Genomic DNA, 24,228 nt, shown 5'->3' with positions numbered 1-24,228 from the left:
CTCGACACCTCGAAGCGTGAAGAACGGCCGTCCTGCTGTCCCGAGAACGAACCAAGATCAGCGGGTCAGGTGAACGGCCGAGGTTAAACACCAAGGTGAGACCTTGTGGGAGTACCGGCACGGCTGCTGGGGACCGGAACTGGGCCACCCGCACACCGGGGACGAGCAGGAGGTGTGCCGGGGGCTCGAGCATGGCTCCTGCCGGGTCTCGGACGACGGCAGGCTGGTGTGGGCGCACATCGTGACCCAGCCGGAGAAGGACCACTGGGAGGAACACTGGGTCGTGCTGGACGCCCTCGACGGACGCGAGCTGGCCACGCTGCCGCTGGACAGCGTCGCCGCCGGATCGCACCACCTCTCCCACCCGGACGGCGTTCACATGGGCCTGTGCATCGGCATGGGTCAGGACGGCATCCTGCTGCACTGGGCACGCTGGGACGGCAAGGAACTGACCGGCTGGGATCTGAACGAGACCATGGACCGCATCCTGATGGACGTCCACGCAGGACACGAGGGCTTCCTGACGTCCGAGCACTACGGCGCGGACCTGCGCCTGCACGCACTCGACGGCACCGTGCTCGCCGAGAGACCGGCCGAGCCGGCCGACGAGGAGGACCCGCACTCCTGGAACTACTTCTGCGGCTTCGTCGACGCCGACATCGTCATCGGCTCGACGGTCGACTCCGACGAGGACGAAGAGAACAACCGCCACTGGATCCTCGACGCCCACACCTTGGAGATACGTGGGACCGTGACCTATCCCCAGGGGCCCGCCGGCGCGGAGGTGCGCCCGCTCGGCGACGGGACCTGGCTCACCTACGACGCCGGCACCGAGACGCTCAGCCGCTGGACGCTACAGGCACGTTGAAAGACCGACGGCGCCGGTCCCGACCGACCAGGGCCCGGGCCGGCCCGACCGGACGGTGTCATCCGCCGGCGCGAGACGATGTGTGTCCTCCTGCGCAAGGATCCCCGAGCCCTCACAGCGGCTGGCTGGCGAGGGCCGCCAGGTAGGTGCCGTACAGCAGGGACACGGCCGTGAGGCCGCCGCACACCAGGCGGGCCCGGCCCGACGGGTTTGCGCGCCACGGCCGTACCAGGGCGCGGGCCGGCGGGATGAGCAGGGGGAACGCCGGAAGGAGAAAACGCGGCTTGGACGAGAAGGGCCCGGCCACCGCGACCGCCAACAGCAGCAGCATGCCCGCGAAGACCACCAGCGGCAGCGGGGCGCGCTCCAGACACAGCACGCAGAACGACACGATGCCGGCCACGACGAGGACCACGGACACCGGATAGGTCACCCAACTGCCCTGCAACGGCATCGACTCCAGAAACCGCAGGGGCCCGACCGCGAGGTCCAGGCGGGAGTTCCAGGCACTCTGCACCTGCAGGTAGCCGTGCCACGGGTCACCGGTCTGCCGTCCCACCCACAGCACATAACCCGCCCAGCCCAGTGGACCGAGGACCGTGCCGACCAGGAGTCCCGGGGAGGCGCGCCCACGCTGCCGTACGACCTCGTGCGCGGCCGCTGCGGCGACGGCCGCGGCGACCGCGATACCGTTCGGGCGTGCGAGGCCCGCCAGCAGAGCCAGCGAGCCCGCGGCCAGCCAGCGGTGGCGCAGCACGGCGTACAGGGACCAGGCGGCACAGGCGGTGAACAGCGGTTCGGTGTAGGCCAGGGTGAGGGCGACCGACTGCGGCAGTACGGCCCACAGGGCGACGACGGCGGTGGCGGCCGGCCGTCCGTAGAGGTGATGGGTGATCGTGTAGATGCCGTACGCGGCGAGCAGCGCGAAACCCCAGGCGATCAGCAGCCCGGCCTGCCCGGCGGTCAGGGGGACCAAGCCGCACAGGGCTCGGACGAGCCCCGGATACAGCGGAAAGAACGCCCAGTCGGTCTGGACCGCGCCCGCGCTGGTGATGCGCAGCTGGGTCCCGTAGCCGTGCTCGGCGATGTGCAGGTACCAGACCGAGTCCCACGCATGCACCAGGCTCTTCCCGAACGGGCGGCCGGCCACCGCGTCGACCACGATCAGCAGGACGATCCCGGCGAGCCGGACGGCCCCGAAGACGGCGAGGGCCAGGAGAACGCCCGGGGCACCCTCCACCCGACCGCGACCGGTCTCACGAGGGCTGTCGGGCGACCGCAGCGCGGGTGGCATGCTCACCCTCCGACCATGAGCGGCCGCAAACCCGAGCGCAATCCGGAACACACCCGGATGGAAGGCCCTCGTACGGAACCCGTCCTTTCCCTCGGCGTCTTCTTCTCGCCGGCCGCGCTCACGGAGCAGGCTGGATCTCCTGCGTTCCCAGAACCATCAGCGGTGCCAGCCGTTCGGCGTCCTCCGTTCCGGGTTCGGCCGTACAGGCCCGTCCTCGACACCTTCTCGAAGACCGTGATCCACGTCGGCCCGACGGGCTCCGGTCAGTGCGGCAAGCTGGTCAACAACACGTTGATGATGAACCACAAAAACGCCCTCGACGTGCTGCGGCCGGCCCGAAGCCTGGCACTGCCCATCGAAGCGCTGCTGGACGTGCTGCGCTCGGGTTCGGCCGTCAGTTTCGCCCTGCAGGCGACCGGACCGTCCGTCACCAGCGCGAACGTCCACCATCCGCAGCCGCTGGAACTGCTCGACATGCAGCTGTTCAGCGGTGCCGTCGAGGACCTGGGCGCGGCGACCGCGCCCGTCATCGAGCGGGCCGTGGCCGGAGCGCGGGAACTGGACGAACCCACCGCGCTGGTGGAAGCCGGTCCGGTCGGCGTGATGGCGTCATGGGTGTCACGGGAGTGCCCTGACAACAGGGCACTCCCGTGACATGGCGTGAGACCCGGAGACCGTCCCGAAAGCGGAAACGGCCCTGACGCCAGGACCGTTTCGGTGGACCTCAGGCCGCGGCGTCGCGCAGTTCCGCCAGGGCGGCCGGTGTCAGATGCCGGTGGCTGTCGTCGGCGTCGAGCAGGACGACCGTGCAGTGGGCGTTGTGCGTGAGCGCCGTGGTGAGGCTGCCGTCGGCGAACTGGGCGAGCGGGCCACGCGGAGAGCGGCCGACGGCGACCGCGCGGGCGCCCACGCGCGCCGCGTGCTGGGCCAGCGCACGGCCGGCGGCCGCGTGATCGCCGACGCTGCCGAGGATCTGACCGGTGGCGGCGATGCCCTGGCCCGCGAGACGGTCCAGGTGGGCTAGCACGGCGGCCCGGGCCTGCTCGATGGTCTCGGTCTCGACGGCCTGCTCCTCGACCACCGCCGTCTGCTGGACATGGACGACTTCCAGCGGGCTGCCGGTGTCGCGTGCGAGGCGGGCCGCCGCGTCCACGATGGCGGCGGCCCGGTCGTGCGCGCCCACGGCGACGATGACCGGCGGGGTGTCCGTGGCGGCCGGGGTGCCGACGGGAGTCAGCGAAAGCGCCATCGGTTCGTTCTCACCAGTGTCCGTCTCGGCCCGGCGCAGCAGGCCGTGCCCGCTGGCCAGGACGGGGACGGCCAGGACGAAGGTGGCGGCGCCGAGGTAGAAGGGCACGCTCAGGTCGGTCGCGTCGGCGAGCTTTCCCGCGACGTACGGCGCCAGGCCGCCGCCGATGAAGCGCAGGAAGCCGTACGCGGAGGAGGCCACCGGGCGCTCCACCGGCGAGACGAGCATGACGGCCTGCGTGGTGAGGGTGTTGTTGATGCCGATGAAGGCACCGCTGACGATGACCGCGACAATGACCACGGCCGGTGTCTGCACGTCGGCGGCGATGACGGCCATCACGACGGCGAGGCCGACGAGATTGGCGTAGAGCACCGGGGCGGTGCCGAAGCGGCCCTGCAGACGCGGGGCGACGAACACGCTGAACAGGGCCACCAGCAGTCCCCAGGCGGTGAAGACCAGACCCAGTTCGTGGGCGCTGAGCTTCATCGGATACGGGGCGTAGCCGAGCATGGTGAAGAAGCCCCAGTTGTAGAGCAGGGCCATGATGCCCATGGTCAGCAGACCGCGGTGGCGCAACGCCTTGAGCGGCGCAATGGGGGAGGTGCGCCGGGCGGGCTTGGGCAGGGACGGTACGAAGGCGAGGGTCGCGACGAGGGCTATCGCCATGAGGACGGCGACGCCGAAGAACGGGCCGCGCCAGCTGATGGCGCCCAACTCGCCGCCCAGCAGCGGCCCTACGGCGATGCCGAGGCCGAGTGCGGTCTCGTAGAGGATGATCGCGCCGCCGAAGCCGCCGCTGGCCGAGGCGACGATGACCGCGAGCGAGGTGGCGATGAAGAGGGCGTTGCCAAGGCCCCAGCCGGCGCGGAAGCCGACGATGCCGTTGATGGAGTCCGAGGAGCCGGCCAGCGCGGCGAAGACCACGATGACGGCCAGGCCGATGACCAGGGTGCGCTTGGCCCCGAACCGGCTGGAGAACCAGCCGACGACCAGCATCGCCACCGCGGTGACGATCAGATAGCTGCTGAACAGGAGCGAGACCTGGCTGGGCGAGGCGTGCAGGCTGTCGGCGAGGGCGGGCAGGATCGGGTCGACCAGGCCGATGCCCATGAACGAGATCACGCAGGCGAATGCCACGGCCCAGACGGCCTTGGGTTGCCGGAACGGGCTGGCGGTCCTTCCTTGCGGTGCGCTCATGAACGCTTCATCTCCAGTTCTGTTCGGGGAGCTTGCGAGGGGACGGGCAGGTTCAGGAACATGCCTGGCGGTCCTGGATCACGCGGGCCAGTGCGGGGAGCGCGATCGCCACGGCGTGCTGCTCCGGCCCGGTCAGCTCCTCCATGAGCTCCGCCAGGGCGTCGGCGCGCTCGGCCCGCCGTTGCCGGAACACCTCCAGGCCGGTGTCGGTCGCCTCCACCAGCACCCCGCGGCCGTCGGTGCGGTCGGCGGTGCGGCGTACCAGCCCCGCGCGTTCCAGGCGGGTGACGAGCTGGGTCATGTTGGGCTGGGAGGCGTTCTCGGCGCGGGCCAGTTCGGTCAGCCGCTGGGGTCCTTCGCGCCCCAGCCGGCCGAGCGCGGACGAGGCCGCGGTGCTCAGGCCGCCGGTCGTGGCGCTCCGGCGCACGTACCGGACGATGTCCTCCACGGCGAGCATCAGGCGCTCGGCCGATGCGTCCACCGGGCCGGCAGAGTCCATAACCTGCTTATGCATAAGGCCATTATGCAGATGTGTGTACTGCACATCAAGTGCGGCCGGCCGGGCGCGTCCGTTCCGGCACCTCCGGATCCCGGCGGCGTCGTGCGACCGTACGCCCAGGCACCGCATCACGAGGAGGAGACCGTGAGCACCTTGGACGCCCTTTCCCACGACGAGCAGTTCGCCGTCAGGACCGTGCGCGCGTTCGTCGACAAGGAGGTGAAGCCCGTCGTCCGGGAGCTCGAACACAGCGACACCTACCCCGAGGCCCTGATCGAGCGGATGAAGAAGCTCGGGATCTACGGGCTCGCCATCCCCGAGGAGTACGGCGGCAACGCGGTCTCCATGCCCTGCTACGTCCTCGTCACCGAGGAACTCTCCCGGGGCTGGATGAGCCTTGCGGGGGCCATGGGCGGCCACACCGTGGTCGCCAAGCTGCTGCTGCGCTTCGGCACCGAGGAGCAGAAGCGCCGCTACCTGCCGAGGATGGCCACCGGCGAGATCCGGGCCACCATGGCGCTGACCGAACCCGGCGGTGGCTCCGACCTGCAGGCCATGCGTACCGTCGCGCGCAGGGACGCCGCCGGCTATGCCGTCACCGGATCCAAGACCTGGATCACCAACTCCCGCCGCGCCCGACTGATCGCGCTGCTGTGCAAGACCGACCCCGGGGCGAGTCCCGCGCACAAGGGCATCTCGATCCTCCTCGTCGAGCACGGCCCGGGCCTCACGGTCTCCCGCGACCTGCCCAAGCTCGGCTACAAGGGCGTGGAGAGCTGCGAGTTGGTCTTCGACGGCTACCGCACCCCGGCCGACGCGGTCCTCGGCGGCGTCGAGGGCGAGGGTTTCGCGCAGATGATGAAGGGACTGGAGACCGGCCGGCTCCAGGTCGCGGCCCGCGCGCTGGGCGTCGGCCGGGCGGCCCTGGAGGACTCGCTCGCCTACGCCCAGGAACGCGAGTCGTTCGGCAAGCCCATCTGGCAGCACCAGTCCATCGGCAACTACCTGGCCGACATGGCGACATCGCTGACCGCCGCCCGCCAGCTCACGCTGTACGCCGCCCGCGAGTCGGACGCCGGCCGACGCGTGGACATGGAGGCGGGCATGGCCAAGCTCTTCGCGTCCGAGACCGCGATGCAGATCGCCCTCAACGCCGTTCGCATCCACGGCGGTTACGGCTATTCGACCGAGTTCGACGTCGAGCGGTACTTCCGGGACGCGCCGCTGATGATCGTCGGCGAGGGCACCAACGAGATCCAGCGGAACGTGATCGCGAGCCAGCTGGTCAAGCGAGGCGGACTGGATGCGTGAGGCCGGCTTCCGCTAGGGCTGAGACGCGCGGGGGACGGATGGCGCATCGGTGACATCGGAGGCCCTTCGTCGCTGGACCTGTCGCCAGCGCGCGGCCTCGTCGTCGGGGACGTCCGGGGAAGCGAAATGGAACGGCACCCCGAGATGGTCGGCCAGGGCCTGTCCTGCCTCGGTGGCGGCAGTGGCCGGCCGGGACCCGTCGGTGCTCTGGTGGACGGTCGCCAGATGTCCTTCCCCGTCCGGCTCCTCCAGGACCGCGACCAGGCACACGAACCAGTCATGGACGGTGTCGCCGTCCCAGACCGCCTCGATCGCGGCCACCCGGCCCGGGTGCGCGGCCGCGCGGGCCGCGAGTGAGGAGACGTCCAGCGGATCGGGCTGCCTGCGTCGCACACGGTCGCCGAGGGCGTCGTACCGGGCGTGGACGACCTCCTCCGCCTCGCGCAGGCCGGCCCCGAGCGGGCGCAGCGCGTCCCAGGCCGCCTTGACCGCCGTGATCACGCGGTCGTGCAGCACCTCCGTGTCGATCTCCCGACGGGCCTGTTCGTCCAGGGAGGACCACCAGCCGCTCATCGCCTCACCAGGACCGATGCCGTGAACTGCCGCATGCGCCGAAGGTACCTCACGCCCTGACAGCCGACAGGGCCCGGCCGATCCGGCAGGGCGCTTTTCGTGTGGATATGGTGGGTACGCGAGTATATGCCCGCGATCCGCTGGGTCGGCAGCGTGGAAGAAGTGATGGCGATGATCTCCGACATGGTTCTGGTGCCCACCAGCGAGGCCACGCTCTCCGGTGACCTTGTGGTCCCGACGGCGGCGCGGGCCGTGGTGCTCTTCGCCCACGGCAGCGGCAGTTCCCGGCACAGTCCGCGCAACCGGATGGTGGCCGCCGAACTGCGCACCGCCGGGCTCGGCACGCTGTTGATGGACCTGCTGAGCGAACGGGAGGAGCGGCACGACGCGCTGACCGGCGAGCACCGCTTCGACATTCCGCTCCTCGGCCGGAGGCTCGTGGCCGCGATCGACTGGATGGACACACAGCCCGACACCCGTGGCCTCCCGGTCGTCCTGTTCGGCGCCAGCACGGGCGCCGCCGCGGCGCTGGTGGCCGCTGCCGAGCGCCCCGACCGGGTGCTGACCGTGGTCTCGCGAGGCGGCCGGCCCGATCTGGCGGGTGACGCCCTGGGACAGGTACAGGCACCGGTGCTGCTCATCGTCGGCGGCCAGGACCAGCAGGTCCAGGAGCTGAACGAGGAAGCGGCCAGGTACCTACGGGTCCCGCACGCCCTGCACATCGTTCCGGGTGCGACCCACTTGTTCGGAGAACCGGGAGCCCTGGAACAGGTCGCAGAGGTGGCCAGGCAGTGGTGCGACGAGCGACTGACCGGGACGACCGCGCAGCAGGACAAGTGACCGCCGGCGCGGATTCCCTGTCAGCTCAGGTCCGGCCTCCCGAAGAACTCGGCGTAGCGGGCCGGCAGCCGGGACAGGAGGTGGTCGATCTGCCCGGCGGGCACCGCGTCGGCCACCGTCGACAGTACGGCGTCCGCGTCCCACTCGGCCGTGCGGGGCCGGGCGCCGGTCTGCACGGACACCCGCCGGAGGAACTCGTCACAGTCGAACGCCTCGGGGCGCCCTCGGTCCAGATGAAGGGCCTCGTCCAGCGGGGCGGGCAACCGAGCCGCCAGTTCGTCGGCCTCTTCCGGGGCGATCCGGGTCGCGAGCACCCACAGGACCGCCTCGCAGACGTGCTCGGTCTCCTCGCGGCTGCGGTACTCGCCCCGGTCGCGGACCTGGGCCAGGAATTCTTCCAGTTGCACGGCGGCCTCCCACTGTCGTCGCAGGCCATCACGGCGAGCTGCACCCTTGCCGTCCACCGCGGCCGGGTCCGGGGTGGCCGACGGACATGGGTGATGTCGTCATTGTAGGTTTTCGGGTGGTCTCAGGCCGGGAGGAAGCGGAGGAAGTTCTCGACATCGGCTCCCACCAGCGGCGTGCCGTGGGCGAAACCGACCGCTCGCAGATCGTGGGGGAGCGGAGCGAGGTTCTCGGTCCGCAGGGCCGCAGCCGGGCGGCGAGAGCGTCCGGGCCGAGGGCCAACTCGCCGCCCGGCTGCGGCCCGAGGACATCTCCGCGATGCGCGCGGCCGTGGACGGCCAGCACGCCGCCACGACCGCAGGCGACGTGCCCGGAGTGATCGCCGCGAACCGGCGTTTCCACTTCGCCCTGCTCGACCCACTGCGACAACGACTGGCCGCTGCGCTTCGTCAAGGCGACGTGCCCGGAGTGATCGCCGCGAACCGGTTCGCCCTGCTCGACCCACTGCGACAACGACTGGCCGCTGCGCTTCGTCAAGCAGCTTCGGGAGGCGCTGGAGCCGCACCCCGCCCTGTCCTACCGCCGCGCCGCGGCCGCCGGTGACCTGGCACGGGCCGAGGCGATCCTCGCCGAGCACGACGGCATCGTCACCGCCTTCGGGAGCGGCGAGACCTCGCATGCGCCACACCTGCTGGCCGAGCACCGTACGGAGGGCCGCGCCGGCTTCCATCGGCTGCTCGGTGCCGCCGAGCGCGAGGCCTGACACGCACGTCGACGAGTCCAGGGCGAATACGGCGGGCGTTCCCGCTCACTGGTGGTGGGGGAAGTTCCGGATTCCCAACGCGTTGCCGTCGGGGGGCGAGGCGAAGCCGGTCGGGTGATTGGCGGCCCGGTCCCGGCTTGGGTGCGGCCTGTCGCGGGCTCCGCCGGAGAGACTGCGGCCATCCCAACGGAGGTGGCGAACATATGCTCAGCGACAGCACAGCGACGATCCTTGCCGAGAGGCCGAGCGTGGCGGCGGTCGTCGCCGGTGCTGCGCGCGTGGCGCAGATCGCGGCGCGGTGCAGCGACGAGACGGAGGCCGCCCGGCGCCTTGCGCCCGAGGTGGTCGAGGCGGTGCGGGAGGCCGGGTTCGCCCGGCACTTCGTCCCCAAGGCCTTCGGCGGTTCGGAAGGCCGGTTCGTGGACATGACCTCGGCGGTGACCCTGGTCGGCGAGGGCTGCGCCTCGGCCGCCTGGGCCGCCTCGCTGTCCGCCCACACGGCCCGGTACGGCGCGTACCTGCCTCCGGAGGGACAGGCGGTGATGTGGGGCGACGGGCCGGACGCCCTCATGGCGGGCGCGCTCATGCCGGCCGGGAAGGCCGAGCCCGTCTCCGGTGGCTGGCGGCTCAGCGGTGAGTGGAAGTACATCAGCGGAGTGCGCTTCGCCGACTGGGTCTTCGCCTGCTCCGCCGTACCCGGCGAGGTGGGCCCCGACGGCCGCGGCGAGGTGCGGTTCTTCGCGGTGCCGCAGGCGGACGTCACCGTGAAGGACACCTGGTTCACACTGGGCATGCGCGGGACCGGCAGCGACACCATGGTCCTGGACGACGTCTTCGTGCCCGAGTATCTGACCCTGTCGAGGTTCGACCTCAACGCGGGTCGGGCCACGGCCTCCGAGGCCCGCTGCCACACGGTCCCGGTGAACGAGGTGAACGCGCTGCCGCTCGCCGTGCCCGTGGTGGGTGCCGCGCGGGGCGCGGTGCGGGCCGCCGCCGGGCAGAACGTCCGGCGGGTCGACCGGCGAGGCACCCCGCTGCGCGAGAAGCCGTCGGTGCAGATCGACCTGGCGCGCTCGGCCGCGGAGGTGGACGCCGCGGAACTCCTCGTCCAGCGGGCCGCTCGGGTCGCCGACGGCACTGAGGAGACCCAGGAGGGCGAGGCGGCGGTCCGCGGCCCACGCGACTTCGCGCTGGCGGTCGAGCTGTCGGTGTCGGCCGTCGAACGGCTCTTCCGGGGAACCGGGACAACAGGTCATTTCGATTCCGACCCGGTCCAGCGGTTCTGGCGCGACGTCAACACCGCCGCCTCCCACATGATCTTCTCCTTCGAGACCACAGGGACGGCCTACGGGGCCTGGGCTCTCGGCATGGAGAGCGCGGAGCCGAGGCACTGACCTCGCCGACACGGCAGGAACAGTGGTGGATGTGACGGCCACCACCGTGCGTCCTTGCCGGCGAAGGCCTGGCCGCGGGCACCACCCAGCCCGCGCCGGGGACCAGCCATGAGCAGTACAGGGCGCCTCCGGTGGGCAGCCAGGCCCGTCACTTCACGAAGCGATACTTCAGGTGGGTTGCCAGGGGCGTTTCGACCACCCTGACCTGCTCGACGCTCCGCTGCCCGCTACCCACGCCCCCGAAGAGCCGCAGCCCGTTCCCGAGGAGCGCGGGCACCACGTGGAGCTGCAGCTCGTCGATGAAGCCTTCCCCGAGGTACTGCTGCACCGTGCTCGCCCCGCCCGCGATGTCGACGTTCTTGTCACCCGCGGCGGCCTTGGCCTGGTCGAGGGCGCTGTGGATGCCGTCGGTGACGAAGGTGAAGGTCGTACCGCCCTCCTCCACCAGGGTCGGCCGGGGGCGATGGGTGAGCACGAAGACCGGGGTCCGGAACGGCGGATTGTCGCCCCAGAACTCCTCGCCCGTGTCGTACATCATCCGGCCCATGACCACGGCCCCTGTGGCGTCGAACCACTCACGCATCAACTCGGAGTCGCGGTTGTCCTCCCCGCCGGTCATGCCCTGGCGCTCCCGCCAGCTCGCCAGGTTGTGGATCCACTCGAAGAGTGGCTCGGCGCCGTCGCCGCCCGGGTTGTCGATGGTGACGCCGGTGCCGGCGATGTAGCCGTCGAGGGAGATGGCCATATCCGCGGTTACGGTCACGATGAGGTGCTCCTGAACTTCCTGGGATGTGCTGCCTTCACGCTCACGTCGAACGGGAACCGGCGTATTCGACAGCTCCCGACCGAGGTTTTCGCACCAGCCGCTGGGAGCAGTGCCATGCGAGACGAGCGGTGCGCCAACTGCGACGTCGCGCGGCGGACCCGTCACCGACGTACTGCTCGCCCATCGCGGCCCGGACCCGCGAACTGCGGCCATGGCCCGTCGACTTCACCGCGGTGCACTGGTGACGGCCAGGGGCACATGTCGATCGGGGGACTTCGTGCCCTCCTGAGCCGGTTTCCAGGGTGAAGTGGAAACATGTGGTGCCATGCGCGCTGCGTACATCGAGGAGCTGGGTTCCGCCGACGTCATCCGGTACGGCGAGATCGCCGCGCCCCGGCCCGGCCCCACCGACGTACTGGTGGACGTCCTGGCCACCACGGTCAACCCGGTGGACACGTTCGTGCGGTCCGGGTTCTTCCCCACGCAGGTCGACTTTCCCTTCGTCGTCGGCCGTGATCTGGTGGGCACGGTCGCCGGGACGGGCACCGGTGTCTCCGGTTTCCGCGATGGGGACCGGGTGTGGTGCAACAGCCTCGGGCACGGCGGGAGGCAGGGCGCGGCAGCGGAGCAGGCGGTGGTGGCGGCCGACCGGCTGTACCACCTGCCCGCGGGAGTCGATCCGTACGCGGCGGTGGCGGTGTTCCATCCGGCGGCGACCGCCTATCTGGCTCTGTTCGTCCACGGGCGGCTCCGCGTGGGGGAGACCGTGCTGGTCGGCGGCGCCGCGGGCAATGTGGGCAGTGCCCTGGTGACGATGGCGGTGCGGGCCGGCGCCCGCGTCCTCGCCACGGCCGGCGCGCGGGACGCGCAGTACTGCGCGGAGCTGGGCGCGGCCGAGGTGTTCGACTACCGGGATCCGGAACTGACCGAGAAGATCCGCGGCGCGGCGCCGTCGGGGCTCGACCTGTACCTGGACACGGCCGGCGTCAACGACCTGCAGAGCACGGTCGACCTGCTCGCCCGCAGGGGCCGCGTGGTGCTGCTGGCCGGCGCCCGGACGCGCCCCGTGCTGCCCGCCGGGGCGCTGTACATGAACGACCGTTCCATCGTGGGGTTCGTGATCTCCCACGCGACACTCGACGAACTCGCGGGAGCCGCGGCGTACATCAACGACCTGCTCGGCCGGGGTGCTCTGCGCCCGCGCAGCATCGAGGTCTTCCCCCTCAGCGCGGCCGCGGACGCGCACGCCCGGGTGGACAGGGGTGAACTGCACGGACGGCGGCCTGTCCTGCGTACGGACCTCACCTCAGCCGGCTGACATCCCGGCCGTTCGCCGCCGGTGGAGTGCCGCCGGGCCCGCCGTAGGTTCAGGTGATGTGCCGCAGCAGCGCCGCGACCGCTGCCGGCGGCTCACCGTGCGGTCGTACCACCATCACCTTCCAGCTCGGTGCATGCCGGGTGAACCGATACGTCGTCAGGTCGGGGAAGCGGTCGGCGACGGACCGGGGCATGATGCAGACACCCAGGTCGTTGCGGACCAGTTCGGACGCGGCCACGATGTCGTTCACCTCGAAGGTCGTGGTGCGCTCGACGCCGGCGGCGCGGAAGGCCCGGTCGACGGCATGGCGGATCGCCCAGCCCGGGGTGAAGTCCACCAGGGGCAACTGCGCGACCGTGTCCGGCTCGACGGTGCCCTCGGGAGTGCTCGCGGCGAGGTCCCGGCCGGGGGCGACGACCAGGACCATCTCCTCGCGGGTCAGCAGCCGGGTCACCAGCCCCCGCTGCTGCTGGCGGTCCAGCGCCACTACCGCCAGGTCCACCGTCCCCTCGCGCAGGGCCTGCCGGATGTCGGTCACCGCCGCCTGCCGCAGCCGGACCACCACCCCCGGGTGCTCCGAGCGCAGCGCGGCCAGCGCGTGGTGCAGTCCCGCCCAGACGCCCTGCATGATGCCCACGGTCACCCGCCCACGCAGTTCTCCCTTGGCCGCGTCGACCGCCTCGCGCGCCAGCTCGGCGGCGCGCAGTGCCGCTCGTGCCGCGGGTACGAAGGCTTCCCCGGCCGGGGTGAGCGCCACACGGTGGGTGGTCCGGGTGAACAGCGGGGTACCCAGCTCGCGTTCGAGGGCGCGGACCGTGCCGGAGACGGCCGACTGGACCACGTGCAGCCGCCTCGCCGCGGCCGTGAACCCACCCGTGTCCGCCACCGCGACGACGGCCTCCATCTGCCGCAGGTCCATCATCGGCTCCCGTCAGGACGCAGCGCCCGTGTCTTGGGCATGGATCTTCGCTGCATGGTATGCGGGCGGCCGGTGGGCGGACGCCGTTCGCCGGGGCCTGGACCGCCGCGGGAACCCTTATGCGGCGCCCAGGGCATGACTCCGGTGCTCCTTCCGGTGCTCGGTGAGCCAATACAGGAGCGCGAGGACGGGGAGGGCGGCGCCGAGGGCCGCCACCGCCGTCCAGCCACTGGAGTGGTAGGTCAGCGAGCCGAGCTGGGAGCCGAGGGCGCCGCCGAGGAAGAAGGTGGCGATGAAGGCACTGTTGAGGCGGGCCCGGGCATGGGGGTCGAGCTGGTAGATGGTGTGCTGGCCGAGGATCAGCGTGGCCTGGACGGCCATGTCGAGCAGGATGGCGGCGAGGGCTATCAGGGCGATGTGGTGCCGGCCGAACCCGGCGACACCGAAGGCCAGCGCGGCGAGGACGAACGCGGCGCCCGTCATGGGCCGGGTCAGCTTGCGGTCGGCCCACCGTCCGGCCAGCGGTGCCACGGCCGCGCCGGCGGCTCCGACCAGGGCGAAGACACCGACGCCGATGGCGGAGTAGTGGAACCCGGGGCCGGTGAGGAGGTAGGAGACCGTGGTCCAGAAGGCGCTGAAGGCGCCGAACATCGCCGCCTGGTACAGGCCGCGGCGCAGCAGTACGGGGTGGGTGCGGATCAGCTGGAGGGTGGAGTGCAGCACGCGGACGTACGGGATCGTCGTGGTGGGCGCGTGCGGGGGCAGCGCCGAGCGCAGGGTGGCGGCGAGGACGACCATCAGGACGGCGGAGCCCAGGTAGACCACACGCCAGCCGGCGACGTCGGAGACCAGGCTGCTCAGGGTGCGCGAGAGCAGGATCCCGGTGAGCAGGCCGCTCATCACCCTGCCCACGATCCGGCCGCGGGCGTGGTCGGGTGCGAGGCTCGCGGCGAACGGGACCAGGATCTGGGCGACGACCGAGGTGGCGCCGCTGATCAGGGACGCGATCAGCAGCACGGGGAAGTTCGGGGCCAGTCCTGCCGTCACCAGGGCGACCGTGGTGACCGTCAGCAGAGCCGTGATCAGGCCCCGCTTCTCCAACCGGTCGCCGAGCGGAACCAGGAACAGCATGCCGATCACATAGCCGACCTGGGTGAGCGTGATCAGCCAGCCGGCCGCCGCCGTACTGGTGTGGAAGACCTCGCGCAGTGAGGAGAGCAGGGGCTGGGCGTAGTACAGGTTGGCGACCGTCATGCCGGCGGCGACGGCCAGCAGCGCGATCAGCCGACCCGGCACACCGGGTGCGGGCTCGACGCTGACCGCACCCTGACGTCGGGTCCGGAGTTGGAGGGACAGGGGCACGGAGACCTTCTTCTGGCCGGGAGCCGGTGAGGTGGGCTCGGCGGGACGCCTGGCGACGATCGGGCAGCTTCCTCGCTGCTCTCGCAGGCACAAGCGGTGCGCCGTCCTCTGTGCTTCCCTCTCGATCGCGATGATTCGCGATGTCGGTCATCTCGGTTGGAGATGACCGGTCCGATCGCGAAGGCCGCATCGGACGATTTCGGGCAGAACGCGTAATTTGTTCAGCATTACGAGCGTCCGGTCGGGCCGGGGGTCGGTATGGATGGAAATCCTGTGCCGACCGTCTATGATCATGGCATAATAGTTGAATATAGAACTACCCCTCCGGGAGGCGGTCCACGGTGAGCAACGTCGAAACGAAACCCACGGAACTGCGGTGCGGCGGTGCGGTGGACGCCGAGCGGTCCACCGAGACGGCACGGGTCGACGTACTGACCCCGCGCGATGTCCCCCTCGGCGGTCCCCGGGCGATGACCGTACGCCGCACCCTGCCGCAGCGCGCCCGGACCCTGATCGGCGCCTGGTGCTTCGCCGACCACTACGGCCCCGACGACGTCTCGGTGACGGGCGGCATGGACGTCGCCCCGCACCCCCACACCGGGCTGCAGACGGTGAGCTGGCTGTTCACGGGGGAGATCGAGCACCGGGACAGCATGGGCAACCATGCCCACGTACGGCCCGGCGAGCTGAACCTCATGACGGGTGGGTACGGCATCAGCCACTCGGAGGTCTCCACCCCGCGGACCACCATCCTGCACGGCGTACAGCTGTGGGTCGCGCTGCCGGAGGAACACCGCCACACCGAACGGGACTTCCAGCACTACGCACCCGAGCCGGTGCTCACCGACGAGGCCGAGGTCAGGGTCTTCCTGGGCTCCCTCGCCGGCCGGGTCTCCCCGGTGCCGACCTTCACGCCCCTGCTCGGCGCCGAGATAGTCCTCCGGCCGCGCGCGACCCTCACGCTCGCCGTCGACCCCGCCTTCGAGCACGGCCTCCTGGTCGACCAGGGGGAGGTGCGCCTGAGGGACACCCTGGTGGGGCCCTCGCAGCTGGGCTATGTCCCGCCGGGCGCCGACGCGTTGACGCTGACGAACGAGTCGGACGACATCGCACGGACGGTGCTGCTCGGCGGAACCCCCTTCGAGGAGGAGATCGTCATGTGGTGGAATTTCATCGGGCGCAGCCACGAGGACATCGCCAAGGCCCGGGAGGACTGGCAGAACTCCTCCGATCGCTTCGGCGCCGTCGAGGGGTATCCGGGAGACCGTCTGCTCGCCCCCGCCCTGCCGAACGCCGTCATCACGCCGCGCAGGAATCCACCGCGCCACTGACCGTCCGACGCGTGCACCGAACCCCATCCGAAAGGCATCCCATGAGCCAGCCCTCCGCCGCTCCGACCGTCGAGCGCAATGACGTCAAGCACCGGTACGAAATCCTGGTCGACGGCAAGCGCGCCGGACTGACCGCCTACCGCGACCGCGGCGAGCAGCGCGTCTTCTTCCACACCGAGGTCGACGAGGCCTTCGCCGGACAGGGCCTGGCCTCCCGGCTGGTCCAGGAGGCGCTCACCGACGTGCGCGAGTCCGGCAAGCGGATCGTGCCCGTCTGCCCGTACGTGGCCAAGTTCCTGAACAAGCACGAGGAGTTCGCGGACATCACCGACCCCGTGACCCCCGAGGTCCTGCGCTGGCTGGACACCGAACTGGGCTGACCGCACGTGCCGGCCGGCCGCCGGACCCGGCGGCCGGCCACCAGGTGCCTGAACGTACCGACGGTTGCGCGTAAGGACTCGGACGGACTCGGCGTCGGTGAGGACGCCCCGGCCCGGCGGCGTACACCCTGCCGATACCTGCCGTACGCCTCGGCGCGGCAGCTTGGGCCCATGACGTACGACCCCCTGCCGTCCGTGGACGAGCTGATGGCTCTGCTGGCCGACTGCGCGGACGTCTGGGACACCCCGGACCGGTCGGGTGACCCGGTGGACATCCTGGACCACGGCCTGCAGGTCGCCGCGCTGCTCGCCGTGAGCCACCCGGACGACGAGGAACTGCAGGCGGCCGGGCTGGTCCACGACATCGGCCACTACCTCGTGCCCGCCGACGAAGCGGGACACGGCGGGCACGCCGCGGCCGCGGTCGAGGGCCTGCTGGGGCCGCGGGTCGCCCGTCTGGTCGCCGCGCACATCCCGGCCAAACGCTATCTGGCCGCCGCCGACCCGCAGTTGGTGCTGTCACCGGAGAGCGCCCGCACGCTCGGCTGCCAGGGCGGTCCCATGACCCCGGCGGAAGCGGCGGCCTTCGAGGCGGACCCCGACTTCGCGGCGGCCATCGCACTGCGGCGTGCCGACGACGCGGGCAAGGTGGTGGGCCTGGCGGTGGCTCCGCTCGCGGCGTGGCGACCGGTCGTGGAGCGAGTCGCCGCCCGCCGTTAGCAGGACACGCCGTCCAGGACCGGATCCGGTCCCGCGTCGAGAGCGAGTGCCGCGAAGGTGGCCAGCCAGTGGTCGGTCGTGAAGTCCTCGCGTTCCACGGCGGGCAGGCCCGCCACGAGGTGGGCTTCGGCGGCTTCCGCCAAGCGCGTACGGACCCCTCCGTCCGGCAAGGCGGCGGCGATCGAGCGCAGCGCGGCGGCCCTGCTGAGGGTGAGGCCCAGCAGATGGCCGATCTGCGGGTCGGCGTGGTCGGAGACGACGGGCACCTCCAGCAACGGGCAGGGGGCGCCGGAGCGCAGCGCGGGCAGGAAGCGGTCGAGCCACCGCGCGAACCGCTCCCCTTCCAGCACCCTGCGCATCGCGTCGGCCTCGGCAAGCGCCGGGGACAGGAAGTCCTGGCCCGACGGTTCCCAGTGCGCGGGCGCGTCGCGATCCTCCGCGAACCAGGTCAGCAGCCGTTGCCGTACCGCCTCGGCGGTGGCGGCGGGCAGTTCGCCCGCGTCGAGCAGGAGGCCCAGCGCGAAGGCGCTGTTGGGATGGTTCCCGTGACGGACCGGATACGTGGCCCTCGGCAGCCAGTCGGCCAGCAGTGCGTCGACGGCGATGAGGGCCGGTTGCAGGGCCTGGGCCCAGCGGGCGCCCGCCGTACCCCCGTACGCCCGGCATTCGGCGGCGAGCGCCACCAGCCAGGCCCAGCCGTACGGCCGCTCGAAGGAGGGGTGGGCACGGAGATAGGCGGCTTCGACGGCGATGTTCTCGGTCGTGAGGTGCCGGTCGAGTACGTCGATGACGGGCGCCGTGTGCGGGAAGGCGGGCGTGCCGCCGTGGCGGCGCATCAGACGCAGCAGCAGCCAGTGCATATGGACCGACGAGTGCCAGTCGTAGGCGCCGTGGAAGGCCGGGTGCAGGGTGCTCGGCCGCACCTCCTCCTCCGGTGAAGTCATCAGGTGGGCGGGGAAGTTGGGGTACTCCCGGGTGATGTTGGCCAGGGCGAGGCGGGCGAAGCCGGCCGCATGCGCGGTGAGCGGCATCAGTGGGTGGCTCCCTCGGTGACCTTCAGGTCGCGCTCCGCGGTGGTTCCGGCGGCGGTGACCAGCAGGGCGCGCAGTCCGCGGGCGACCGTGGCGGGCTCCAGGGCTGGGGCGGTGCCGTCGGTGACCTGCTCCGGCGCCCAGGGCACATGCACGAAACCGCCGCGGGCGTGCGGGAATTCGGTGGCGATCAGGTGGCCGAGGCCGTACGCGACGTGGTTGCAGACGAACGTGCCGGCCGTGTGGGAGACCGCGGCGGGCACGCCCGCCACGCGCAGGGCGGCGACACAGGCCTTGACGGGAAGGGTGGAGAAGTACGCGGCGGGGCCGCCCGGGACCACGGGTTCGTCGATGGGCTGGTTGCCCGCGTTGTCGGGGATGCGCGCGTCGTCGAGATTGATGCCGACGCGTTCGACGGTGACTCCGGGTCGGCCGCCCGCCTGGCCCAGACACAGGATCAGGTCGGGCGTGGACGCGCGGACGGCGTCGCGCAGTGCGTCGATGGACTTGCCGAAGACACAGGGGAGTTCGGCGGCGGTGACCGTGAGTCCGGCGGGCGGCTCGGCGGCCACGAGGCAGGCCGCCTGCCAGGAAGGGTTGACCTTCTGGCCGTCGAAGGGGGCGAAGCCGGTGATGAGTACGCGGGTCATGGCACTTCCTGCACGGGAGGCGATGGAGGTGGCGCTCAGAACGCGAAGAGCGCCATGATCACGGTGGAGCAGACCAGGAGCGGGAGGGCGGTCGGGATCTGGGCCTTGATGGGGCCGTACTGGTCCTTCAGTTCGAGCAGGGTCGCCGGGACGATGTTGAAATTGGCGGCCATCGGCGTGCACAGCGTCCCGGAGAAGCCGGCCAGCATGCCGATCGCCAGGACGGCCGGCGGATCGCCGTGCATCTGCTGGATGAGGACGGGCCAGCCGATCGCCGCGGTCATCACCGGGAACGCGGCGAATGCGTTGCCCATGATCACGGTGAACAGGAACATGCCGACGCAGTACGCGACCACGGCGAGGTACTTGGAGTTGTCCGGCAGGACGTCGTGCACGATCTTGCCGACCTGGGTGCCGACCCCGGCCAGCGCGAAGATCGAGCCGAGTACGGCGAGCAGCTGGGGCAGGAGCAGGGCGGAGCCCATCGCCTCCAGCATGGAACGCCCGGAGTGGAGCGGCACGGACAGCTTCCGCTCGCCGGTGACCAGCATGCCGACGACGAGGGCGACGAGGCAGCCGACGCCGAGCCCGAGGAGGGTGGCCTTGCCGGTCTCGAACAGGCCGGACGTGTCGAGCAGGGAGGCGCAGACGATGGCGACGAGCGGGATCGTCAGGGCGGGGATGAAGATCCTGCTGCCGAGCCGGGCCGCGGACGCCTCGCGCTCCTCGGTGGTGCTGGTGACCGGGACGCCCTTGCCGAGGAAGTTGAATCCGGCGAGCACGATCAGGGCGAGGACCGCGACGCCGAGCGGTTCGGCGGGCAGGGTCCAGCCGCCGTTCTTCGCGGTGGCGTTGGCGACGCCGGTGCCGTAGGGGAAGGTCAGCCCGAGCAGGCCCCAGAAGGCGGCGGACGTCCACCGCTTGGGGTTGCTGCGGTCGGCGGCCATCTGCACGGCCATGACGACGAAGACGAGACCGACCAGCCAGTAGAGCCATTCGACCTTGATCACTTGTTCGTCTCCTTCGGCAGCGGCAGTTCGTGATCGGCGGCGGCGAGTGCCATCTCCCGGTGCAGCTGCCTGTCCAGGAGCAGCAGGCGGGCGCCGTGGACGAGGAAGGCGCAGACGGCGACCGGGATCGCCCACAGGGCCAGCTGGGTCGCTTCGAGGTTCTGGTGGTACGTCGAGTTGACGAAGCCCGTGATCAGGAGGATCGAGCCGATCGCGATGAAGCAGTCCTCGCCGAAGAAGAGGCCCACGGTGTCGGCGGACGCGGCGTAGGAGCGCACCTTCTCCCGCAGGCGCTCGGACAGTGCGGAACCGGTCGAGCGTTCGGCGGCGGCCTCGGCCATGGGCGCGACGAGGGGCCGCACCGTCTGCGCGGGACCGCCGATGCTGTTCAGGCCGAACGCCGCGGTGACCTGGCGGACCAGCAGGTAGACGGTGAGGAACCGGCCGGCGCTGAGACCGCCGAGCCGGCTGATGAGCCTGCGCGCCTGTTCGCGCAGGCCGTAGCGCTCCAGGAGGCCGATCACGGGGAGGACGATGGCGAAGACGGTGACCGAGCGGCTGTCGGCGAAGGACCGGCCGAAGGCCGCGAGGACCTCCGTCGGGCTCATCTTTCCGAGCAGCCCGGTGGCGATACCGGCGACGCCCACCACGAGGACGGGATTGCGGCGCGTGACGAATCCGAGGATCACCACGACGACGCCGAGAAGAACGATCATGCGGTGGCCTTAGGGGTAGCGAGCGGGACGCCCGAGCGGCGCGGATCCGGGGTCCGGATCCGTGAGGGATGCACGGACCCTAGGGGATCGTTCAACGATCGAACAAGGGGGCGTTCAGTAAATCCATCTCTTGTCGGATCGTTCAACAATCGATTAGCTTCGGACCGTGATCGACCTCAACGCAGACCTCGGTGAAGGCTTCGGCCGCTGGACCCTCACCGACGACGACGCCCTGCTCTCCGTCGTGACCAGCGCCAACGTCGCCTGCAGCTTTCACGCGGGCGACCCCGCGGTGATGCGTCGCGTCTGCGACCTCGCCGCCGAACGCGGCGTCCGGATCGGGGCACAGGTGTCCTACCGGGACCTGGCCGGCTTCGGCCGCCGGGCCATGGACGTACCGGCCGACGAACTGGCGGCCGAGACGGCGTACCAGATCGGGGCACTGCGGGTCTTCGCGCAGGCCGCCGGGGCCGAGGTGGCCTACGTCAAGCCGCACGGCGCGCTCTACAACCGCACCGTGCACGACGCCGAGCAGGCCGCGGCCGTGGTCGAGGGCGTGAAACTGGCCGGCGGCGCGCTGTCGGTGCTCGGCCTGCCGGGGTCGGAGCTGCTCGCCGCGGCCGGGGAGGCGGGTCTCACCGCCGTACCGGAGGCGTTCGCGGACCGCGCCTACACCTCCGCGGGCACGCTCGTGTCGCGGCGCGAGACGAACGCCGTCGTGACCGACGAGGACGTGGTGGTCCGGCGCGCCCTGGCGTTCGCGGTGGACGGCGCGGTCGAGGCCGTGGACGGTACGACGGTCGTGGTGACCGCCCGCTCCCTGTGCGTCCACGGCGACACCCCGGGCGCCGCCCGGATCGCGGCGCGGGTGCGCGCGGCTCTGGAGGCGGCCGGGATCGAGGTCGGGGCGTTCGCATGACGGAGAGCCGGTCTCTGCAGGTGCGCCTCGCCGGGCGGCACGCGGTGCTCGTCGAGCTGCCGGACGCCGAGCACACCGGAGCGTTCCACGCCGAACTCCTGCGGCGGCGCGCGGCGGGCACCCTGCCGCCCGTCGCGGAAATCGTGCCGGGCGCGCGGACCGTGCTCCTGGACGGCGTCACACACCCGGAGGAACTGGCCCGCCACATCTCCCACTGGGACGTGCCGACCCGGGCCGCCGACGACAGGGGAGTCGTGGAGATCCCCGTACGCTACGACGGACCCGACCTGGCCCATGTGGCCGCCCTGTGGGGCGTCGCCGTGCACGAGGTCGCCGCCCGGCACACCTCCTGCACCTTCCGCGTCGCCTTCTGTGGCTTCGCCCCCGGCTTCGGCTACCTCACGGGCCTGCCCGCGGAGCTGCACGTGCCGCGCCGCGACACACCCCGCACCCGGGTCCCGGCCGGCGCGGTCGCGCTCGCCGGCCCCTACAGCGCGGTGTACCCGCGCGCCACCCCCGGCGGCTGGCAGCTCATCGGGACCATGCCGGACCCGACACCGCTGTGGGATCTCGGCCGGGAGGAACCGGCCCTGCTCGCGCCGGGGACGCGGGTGCGGTTCGTGGCAGAGGAAGGCACGCCGTGACCGTGACGCTCACCGTCGTGCGCTCCGGTGCCCTCACCACAGTCCAGGACAGCGGTCGTCGTGGCCACGCCCACCTGGGCGTTCCCCGCTCCGGCGCCCTCGACGCCGCCGCCCTGAGGCTGGCCAATCTGCTGCTCGGCAACGCCCCCGGCGCCGCCGTCCTGGAGACGACCCTGACCGGCTGCGCCCTGCGTCCCGACCGCGGCGTGACGGTCGTGGTCGGCGGTGCGCCCTGTCCGGTGACGGTCGACGGTCGGCCGGTGGCCTGGGGCGTGCCCGTACGGGTGCCCCCGGGCGCCGTACTCGACGTGGGCGGGGTCACCGCGGGCGTGCGCTCGTACGTCGCCGTCGCCGGCGGCATCGCCGTCGAGCCCGTCCTCGGCAGCCGTTCGACGGACCTGCTCTCCGGACTCGGCCCGGCGCCTGTGCGGGACGGGGACGTCCTCCCGCTGGGCGCCCCCGCACGGCAACCGGCGCTCCCCGACAGCGCCCCATGGCCGGCGCCGCCGACCGAACTGACCCTGCCGCTGCGGCTCGGCCCACGCGCCGACTGGTTCACCGCCGGCGCGCTGCGCACCCTCACCTCGGCGACGTTCCGCGTGTCGCAGCACAGCAACCGGATCGGCCTGCGCACCGAAGGACCGGCGCTGGAGCGCGTGTCGACCGGTGAGCTGCCGAGCGAGGGCATGGTCCTCGGCGCCGTCCAGGTGCCCCCGGACGGCTGCCCTGTGGTGTTCCTGCACGATCATCCGACCACCGGCGGCTACCCGGTGATCGGCGTCGTCGCAGAGGCCGCCCTGGCGGCTGCCGCGCAGGCCGCGGCCGGTACGCCGGTCCGCTTCACCCTCGGGTGACCCGCCCTCCGCCGCACCCGGCGGCGGCGTGCCGGGCCTTCGGCGGTGGGTGATCCTGTAGGGGTGGATGGTGTCCCAGCCCGTCGGACCAGGGCGGACTACGCCGTCTCGGGCCGCCGGGCGGTACGCGTGACGCTGGTCGCCGCGGCCGGTTTCTACCTCTTCCGCTACGGCCTCGACCGTCCCGTGGCGGCCATCTATGCCCTGTTCGCGGCCGTGGCACTGGGCGGACTCGCCAAGATCCCGGGCACCGGCCGGCAGCGGGCCGCGACGGTGCTCCGCTTGCTCCCGGTGTGCTGGCTGCTGGTCGCCGTCGGCACGTATCTGTCCGTACGGACCTGGAGCGCCGTCGTCGGCATGCTCGCGGTCGGATTCGCGCTGGCCTTCGCCGCCGTGGGCGGTCCACGCCCGGCAGGGGCGGCGCCAGGCCTGCAACTCCTCTACATCCTTCCGTCGTTCCCCCCGTACGCCCCCGGCACGCTCGGCGAGCGCCTGATCGGAACCAGCACCGGACTGGTCCTCTTCATCGTCGCCGAGGCGCTGATCCTGCCCGAGCCCGGCCCGCCGTCGTACCGGGAACGGGCCGCCCACGCCGTGCGCACCGCCGCCCACGACGCGACCCTCCTCGCCGCACCGCCGTACGCCCTGACCGACCCCGACATCCGGGCGGCCTGGGAGTCCAGTCGGTCCCTGCGGTCCCTGACCGTGCCGGAGGCGGAACGTCCGGCCGGGGCAGGCCTGCGCGACCGCGCCCTGGCCCACACCGGTCTGGCCACGCGCACCCTCCTCAGCCGCCTGGCGCAACTCCCCGGGCCGCCGGGCGGGCGGCCGGGCCCCGAGGTGACCGCCGCATTGCAGGCCGTCGCCCGGCTGGCCACCGCGACCGCGGACTGCCTGGGGACCGGGCCGTCGCCGGTCGCCCCGTACGAGGACCTGGTCAGGGCACGCGCGCACCTGTCGGCCTTGTCCGCGGGGCCGGCCCCCGCCGGGAATCAGGCGGCCGATCTCGCCGTACGCGGACGGCATGCCGCGGTGGAGACCGCGCAAGGCCGCTTCTGGTACGCCGGGACGTGGGCGCCGATCCTGTGGTGGCACCGGCTGCGCGGCCACGCCGGGCGCCGGTCGGTGTGCTTCCAGAACGCGGTCCGCATCGCCCTGGCGCTGACCGCGGCCCGGCTCGTGGCCGGGGTGGACACCCTGCCCCATGGCTTCTGA

25 protein-coding genes and 1 pseudogene are annotated in these 24,228 nt (G+C 71.9%); 14 read left to right on the top strand and 12 right to left on the bottom strand.

The genetic code is table 11. The features are described 5' to 3' along the window. Positions 1-103: 103 nt before the first annotated feature. Positions 104-868, top strand: a complete 765-nt coding sequence (locus AB0M27_RS22490; protein WP_365723637.1) for a hypothetical protein — start codon at positions 104-106, stop codon at positions 866-868. 112 nt (positions 869-980) lie between these two features. On the opposite strand, the gene AB0M27_RS22485 is transcribed toward AB0M27_RS22490, so the two are convergent. Continuing rightward, positions 981-2,162 carry a hypothetical protein gene (locus AB0M27_RS22485; protein WP_365723642.1) on the bottom strand — a complete coding sequence of 394 codons (1,182 nt, stop codon included), beginning with the start codon at positions 2,160-2,162 and terminating at the stop codon, positions 981-983. 234 nt (positions 2,163-2,396) lie between these two features. Here AB0M27_RS22485 and AB0M27_RS22480 point away from each other — a divergent pair, with 234 nt between their 5' ends. Next, positions 2,397-2,816, top strand: coding sequence for a hypothetical protein (locus AB0M27_RS22480; RefSeq protein WP_365723636.1), 420 nt, complete (start codon positions 2,397-2,399; stop codon positions 2,814-2,816). Between the two features lie 70 nt (positions 2,817-2,886). Here the strand turns inward: AB0M27_RS22480 and AB0M27_RS22475 are convergent, their stop codons facing one another. Then, positions 2,887-4,608 carry an MFS transporter gene (locus AB0M27_RS22475; protein ID WP_365723635.1) on the bottom strand — a complete coding sequence of 574 codons (1,722 nt, stop codon included), beginning with the start codon at positions 4,606-4,608 and terminating at the stop codon, positions 2,887-2,889. 52 nt (positions 4,609-4,660) lie between these two features. Continuing rightward, positions 4,661-5,122 carry a MarR family transcriptional regulator gene (locus AB0M27_RS22470; RefSeq protein WP_365723634.1) on the bottom strand — a complete coding sequence of 154 codons (462 nt, stop codon included), beginning with the start codon at positions 5,120-5,122 and terminating at the stop codon, positions 4,661-4,663. Positions 5,123-5,251: 129 nt separating this feature from the next. On the opposite strand from AB0M27_RS22470, the gene AB0M27_RS22465 reads away from it, so the two are divergent. Further along, positions 5,252-6,418: an acyl-CoA dehydrogenase family protein gene (locus AB0M27_RS22465; RefSeq protein WP_365723633.1), complete on the top strand. Its 1,167-nt coding sequence runs from the start codon at positions 5,252-5,254 to the stop codon at positions 6,416-6,418. A 12-nt stretch (positions 6,419-6,430) separates the two neighbouring features. Here AB0M27_RS22465 and AB0M27_RS22460 read toward each other — a convergent pair whose 3' ends face one another. Further along, positions 6,431-6,991, bottom strand: a complete 561-nt coding sequence (locus AB0M27_RS22460; protein WP_365723632.1) for a hypothetical protein — start codon at positions 6,989-6,991, stop codon at positions 6,431-6,433. Between the two features lie 171 nt (positions 6,992-7,162). On the opposite strand from AB0M27_RS22460, the gene AB0M27_RS22455 reads away from it, so the two are divergent. Continuing rightward, positions 7,163-7,831 (top strand): dienelactone hydrolase family protein, encoded by a 669-nt coding sequence (locus AB0M27_RS22455; RefSeq protein ID WP_365723641.1) that lies wholly within the window; start codon positions 7,163-7,165, stop codon positions 7,829-7,831. A gap of 20 nt (positions 7,832-7,851) precedes the next feature. Here AB0M27_RS22455 and AB0M27_RS22450 read toward each other — a convergent pair whose 3' ends face one another. Continuing rightward, on the bottom strand, positions 7,852-8,238 hold the full coding sequence (locus AB0M27_RS22450) for a DUF2267 domain-containing protein (protein WP_365723631.1): 387 nt from the start codon (positions 8,236-8,238) through the stop codon (positions 7,852-7,854). Between the two features lie 289 nt (positions 8,239-8,527). On the opposite strand from AB0M27_RS22450, the pseudogene AB0M27_RS22445 reads away from it, so the two are divergent. Then, a pseudogene (locus tag AB0M27_RS22445) lies at positions 8,528-8,839 on the top strand (FCD domain-containing protein); the annotation flags it as partial. A 363-nt stretch (positions 8,840-9,202) separates the two neighbouring features. Continuing rightward, positions 9,203-10,393 carry an acyl-CoA dehydrogenase family protein gene (locus tag AB0M27_RS22440; protein ID WP_365723630.1) on the top strand — a complete coding sequence of 397 codons (1,191 nt, stop codon included), beginning with the start codon at positions 9,203-9,205 and terminating at the stop codon, positions 10,391-10,393. Positions 10,394-10,541: 148 nt separating this feature from the next. On the opposite strand, the gene AB0M27_RS22435 is transcribed toward AB0M27_RS22440, so the two are convergent. Beyond that, the gene (locus AB0M27_RS22435) at positions 10,542-11,156 is read right to left on the bottom strand and encodes a dihydrofolate reductase family protein (protein WP_365723629.1); all 615 of its coding nucleotides are present in this window, start codon (positions 11,154-11,156) and stop codon (positions 10,542-10,544) included. 328 nt (positions 11,157-11,484) lie between these two features. On the opposite strand from AB0M27_RS22435, the gene AB0M27_RS22430 reads away from it, so the two are divergent. Beyond that, the gene (locus tag AB0M27_RS22430; protein WP_365723628.1) at positions 11,485-12,477 is read left to right on the top strand and encodes an NADPH:quinone reductase; all 993 of its coding nucleotides are present in this window, start codon (positions 11,485-11,487) and stop codon (positions 12,475-12,477) included. 49 nt (positions 12,478-12,526) lie between these two features. Here the strand turns inward: AB0M27_RS22430 and AB0M27_RS22425 are convergent, their stop codons facing one another. Continuing rightward, positions 12,527-13,399: a LysR family transcriptional regulator gene (locus AB0M27_RS22425; protein WP_365723627.1), complete on the bottom strand. Its 873-nt coding sequence runs from the start codon at positions 13,397-13,399 to the stop codon at positions 12,527-12,529. A 114-nt stretch (positions 13,400-13,513) separates the two neighbouring features. Further along, on the bottom strand, positions 13,514-14,758 hold the full coding sequence (locus AB0M27_RS22420) for an MFS transporter (RefSeq protein ID WP_365723626.1): 1,245 nt from the start codon (positions 14,756-14,758) through the stop codon (positions 13,514-13,516). A gap of 341 nt (positions 14,759-15,099) precedes the next feature. Here AB0M27_RS22420 and AB0M27_RS22415 point away from each other — a divergent pair, with 341 nt between their 5' ends. The 3 genes from AB0M27_RS22415 to AB0M27_RS22405 all read left to right on the top strand — a co-directional run bounded on the left by AB0M27_RS22415 (position 15,100) and on the right by AB0M27_RS22405 (position 17,189). Then, positions 15,100-16,089, top strand: a complete 990-nt coding sequence (locus AB0M27_RS22415) for a pirin family protein (RefSeq protein WP_365723625.1) — start codon at positions 15,100-15,102, stop codon at positions 16,087-16,089. Positions 16,090-16,130: 41 nt separating this feature from the next. Continuing rightward, positions 16,131-16,469, top strand: coding sequence for a GNAT family N-acetyltransferase (locus AB0M27_RS22410; RefSeq protein WP_365723624.1), 339 nt, complete (start codon positions 16,131-16,133; stop codon positions 16,467-16,469). Between the two features lie 171 nt (positions 16,470-16,640). Further along, entirely contained in the window at positions 16,641-17,189 is a 549-nt protein-coding gene (locus AB0M27_RS22405) for an HD domain-containing protein (protein WP_365723623.1), read from the top strand. On the opposite strand, the gene AB0M27_RS22400 is transcribed toward AB0M27_RS22405, so the two are convergent. The 4 genes from AB0M27_RS22400 to AB0M27_RS22385 are packed head-to-tail and all read right to left on the bottom strand — an operon-like array spanning position 17,186 to position 20,596. Then, on the bottom strand, positions 17,186-18,220 hold the full coding sequence (locus AB0M27_RS22400) for a DUF2891 domain-containing protein (RefSeq protein ID WP_365723622.1): 1,035 nt from the start codon (positions 18,218-18,220) through the stop codon (positions 17,186-17,188). The two genes, AB0M27_RS22405 and AB0M27_RS22400, sit on opposite strands and share 4 nt — an antisense overlap. Continuing rightward, positions 18,220-18,870, bottom strand: a complete 651-nt coding sequence (gene pcp, locus AB0M27_RS22395) for a pyroglutamyl-peptidase I (RefSeq protein WP_365723621.1) — start codon at positions 18,868-18,870, stop codon at positions 18,220-18,222. Before pcp ends, AB0M27_RS22400 begins: the two co-directional genes overlap by 1 nt. Before the next feature lie 35 nt (positions 18,871-18,905). Beyond that, positions 18,906-19,880 carry a DUF979 domain-containing protein gene (locus AB0M27_RS22390; RefSeq protein ID WP_365723620.1) on the bottom strand — a complete coding sequence of 325 codons (975 nt, stop codon included), beginning with the start codon at positions 19,878-19,880 and terminating at the stop codon, positions 18,906-18,908. Continuing rightward, positions 19,877-20,596 (bottom strand): DUF969 domain-containing protein, encoded by a 720-nt coding sequence (locus tag AB0M27_RS22385; RefSeq protein ID WP_365723619.1) that lies wholly within the window; start codon positions 20,594-20,596, stop codon positions 19,877-19,879. The genes AB0M27_RS22390 and AB0M27_RS22385 overlap by 4 nt, the downstream gene beginning before the upstream one ends. Before the next feature lie 166 nt (positions 20,597-20,762). Here AB0M27_RS22385 and AB0M27_RS22380 point away from each other — a divergent pair, with 166 nt between their 5' ends. The 4 genes from AB0M27_RS22380 to AB0M27_RS22365 all read left to right on the top strand — a co-directional run bounded on the left by AB0M27_RS22380 (position 20,763) and on the right by AB0M27_RS22365 (position 24,228). After that, on the top strand, positions 20,763-21,515 hold the full coding sequence (locus AB0M27_RS22380; RefSeq protein WP_365723618.1) for a 5-oxoprolinase subunit PxpA: 753 nt from the start codon (positions 20,763-20,765) through the stop codon (positions 21,513-21,515). After that, a complete protein-coding gene (locus tag AB0M27_RS22375) occupies positions 21,512-22,159 on the top strand; it encodes an allophanate hydrolase subunit 1 (RefSeq protein ID WP_365723617.1) in 648 nt (215 codons plus the stop codon). Before AB0M27_RS22380 ends, AB0M27_RS22375 begins: the two co-directional genes overlap by 4 nt. Beyond that, positions 22,156-23,013, top strand: coding sequence for a biotin-dependent carboxyltransferase family protein (locus tag AB0M27_RS22370; RefSeq protein ID WP_365723616.1), 858 nt, complete (start codon positions 22,156-22,158; stop codon positions 23,011-23,013). The genes AB0M27_RS22375 and AB0M27_RS22370 overlap by 4 nt, the downstream gene beginning before the upstream one ends. Before the next feature lie 63 nt (positions 23,014-23,076). Continuing rightward, a complete protein-coding gene (locus tag AB0M27_RS22365) occupies positions 23,077-24,228 on the top strand; it encodes a hypothetical protein (protein WP_365723615.1) in 1,152 nt (383 codons plus the stop codon).

It is taken from the genome of Streptomyces sp. NPDC052107, assembly GCF_040680215.1.
Taxonomy (GTDB): Bacteria; Actinomycetota; Actinomycetes; order Streptomycetales; family Streptomycetaceae; genus Streptomyces.
The sequence above is the reverse complement of the archived record's forward strand: the minus strand, read 5'-3'. Positions and strand labels throughout refer to the sequence as shown.